This is a genomic window from Nitratidesulfovibrio liaohensis, assembly GCF_011682075.1.
Lineage (GTDB): Bacteria > Desulfobacterota > Desulfovibrionia > Desulfovibrionales > Desulfovibrionaceae > Cupidesulfovibrio > Cupidesulfovibrio liaohensis.
In genome coordinates this window covers 1-2,024 of sequence record NZ_VSMK01000461.1, presented here as the reverse complement: position 1 = coordinate 2,024, position 2,024 = coordinate 1, and the positions used below count along the sequence as shown (strand labels likewise).

The window sequence follows — 2,024 nt, the reverse complement described above, 5'->3', positions numbered from 1 at the left end:
CCCACCCGGGCCGCCCGAGGCCTGCTCGGTCCGCGCGCCGCCGCGCGAAGTGGGCAGCACTACCTTGGTGCCCACCACGTCGCCCTCGGCCAGCCCTTCCAGCACCTCGCTGGTTTCGGCACCGGCCAGGCCGATGCGCGGCCGTACACGGCGGATGGCGCCATCACCCTGTACGAACACCACCTGCTCGCCGCCCACCCATTTGAGAGCCTCGTTGGGCACGGCCAGCACGTTTTCCTTCTGCTGCACCACGATGCGACACTGGGTGGTCATTTCCGGTCGCAGGTCGGTGGATGTCTGCGGGGTAAGGCGTACCAGGGCCCGGTAGTACACGATGTTGTCGCGGATTTCCGGCTGCGGGTAAATCTGGTTCACCGTGCCGCCAAAGGTGCGGCCCGGCAGCGAATCCACGCGGAACTCCACGGACATGCCGGGGGTTACCTGGCCCACGTCGGTTTCGTCCACGTAGATCCACATTTCCAGCCGGGTGGGGTCCAGCACGGTGATCAGGTTGGCCACCTGAAAACCCGCCACCACGGTTTCGCCGCCCTGCGCCGTGACCTCGCTGACCACGCCGTCCAGCGGGGCGCGAATCACCGAGTAGGACAGGCGCACGTTGGTGGCCTCCAGCGCGGACTGCGCCTCCTTCACGGCCTCGCGCGCGGTCCTGATGGCCAGCGTCGATTCGCGTTGCAGGCGGTCCAGGGTGGCCTTGCGCGCGGCCAGGGTGTTGGCGGTGGTTTCCGCCTGCTGTTTCGCCTCGTCCAGGGTATTGCGGGCGTCCAGGTCCTGGTCCACCAGGGTGCGGCGGCGCTTCAGGTTCAGGGCCGCGTAGTCGTAGTCGGCCTGCGCGGCGGCCATCTGGGCTTCCGCCTCGCGGATTTGCAGGGGGTACGAGGCCTCCACGCGGGCAAGCTCCGACTGGGCCTTGCGCAGGGTGGCCTCTGCCTGGTCCTGCTGGGCACGCTGCTCGCGGTCGTCGATCTCGGCGATGATCTGCCCGGCCTTCACAGCGTCGCCCACCTTGACGTGCATGGTGCGGATGATGCCGGTGAACCGGGTGCCGGTCTTCACGATGGCGCCCACCTCGGGCTTGATGATGCCCGTGGCGTCCAGCACCTTGCGCACGGTGGCCCGGCTGACGGTGGCGGTCTGGGTGATTTCGGTGCGGCCTTCTCGCCGCGACAGGAAGTAAGCGGCAACCAGGGCCACGGCGAGGGCAATGGCGAGGCCGATGATGATCTTCTTGCGCATGGGGTTCCCGTGTCCGTGAAATATGGGGAGGTATGGGAAATATGGGCGGTATGGGCAATGGGAAGAGGTGGTCCCTTGGGCGAACGTGGCGTCGGTGCCGCTTTGACGGTCCGGCCCCGCGCGTGGGTGCGGGGCGCCGGGCAATGCCGGGACTATAAGTATTCGTGCGGCGAAGGGGAAGGGCATGCGCCGGGTGGAACGGCAAGGATCGTGAGGTTTGTGCCCAGCGTAGGCGGTGCGGACAGGAAAACGGCGCGGTGTGGTCGGTGTCCTTCGATCGCTGCCGCGTGATTACCGCCGCCTGGTCGCTCCTGCCCGGTTCCGCGCGCGGGGGAGCGGAATCCGGTTCCTGCCGGTTCCCGGCGGGGGAGACTGGCGGACTAGTCGCCGGGCCGCAGTGCGGTCAACTTGCCCGTTCCTTCCGGCCCGTCGGCCAGACGCAGGCCAAAGCCCGCCCACAGATCCGCCAGTAGTTCCGTGCCGGGTTCCATATCGGGCGAACCGGCCACATGGCGATTGCGGAAGAAGGTGTGCAGTTCGCGTGCGGCGGCGGGCAGTTCGGCCCGGTGCAGCAGTTCCGCGCCGGGGGCGGCCAGGTCGGGGAAGTGGTCCAGGGTGGCCCAGGCGTGGGACAGTGCCAGGGAAAGGCGCATTACCAGCGGGCGCACGGCGCGCAGGTAGGTGGCGGTATCGCCGGTGCGGGCGTGGTCGTCGGCCAGCATGCGCAGCCAGGTGCGCGCATCCGCCGAGGTGGCGTGGCCGAGGTCGGC

The 2,024-nt window shown here is 68.8% G+C and carries 1 protein-coding gene and 1 pseudogene; both read right to left on the bottom strand.

The genetic code is table 11. The annotated features are described in order from the left end of the window. Window positions 1-1,254: efflux RND transporter periplasmic adaptor subunit (locus tag FVW27_RS14245; protein ID WP_167126291.1), on the bottom strand; the 1,254-nt coding region annotated here is incomplete at its 3' end. A 380-nt stretch (window positions 1,255-1,634) separates the two neighbouring features. Then, window positions 1,635-2,024 (bottom strand): annotated as a pseudogene (locus FVW27_RS14240) (hypothetical protein); the annotation flags it as partial.